Source organism: Halalkalibacter lacteus (genome assembly GCF_036663595.1).
Taxonomy (GTDB): Bacteria; Bacillota; Bacilli; order Bacillales; family Bacillaceae_D; genus Halalkalibacter; species Halalkalibacter lacteus.
On record NZ_JAWRVL010000298.1, the window covers coordinates 1 to 258 of the forward strand.

A 258-nucleotide genomic window follows, 5' to 3' on the forward strand; every position below is an offset into this window, starting at 1 on the left:
CCGAGCCGGCGGAGGTAAGCCCACGCCCCCGACTTAGCATGGATGATAGGCGCATCTCGCCGCGCCTAGGCGGCGCTGTCTTCTCGGGCGAGGGCGGCGCGGACCAGGGCGGGTTCGCGCCGGATCACCTCCAGATAGGCGCGCGCGGATTCGTCGGCGACCTTTCTGCCCGCCTCCCAACCCTGCACGGTCCTGACCTTGAGATGGTAGGCCTCGGCGAATTTCGCCTGAGACAGTCCGGTCGCTTCCCTGGCTTTG

The 258-nt window shown here is 68.2% G+C and carries 1 protein-coding gene; it reads right to left on the reverse strand.

Annotation, left to right across the window (positions count from 1 at the left end):
• Positions 1-65: 65 nt before the first annotated feature.
• Positions 66-258, reverse strand: a 193-nt coding sequence (locus SAZ04_RS22425) for a helix-turn-helix domain-containing protein (protein WP_332699882.1), incomplete at its 5' end; no start/stop codon positions are given.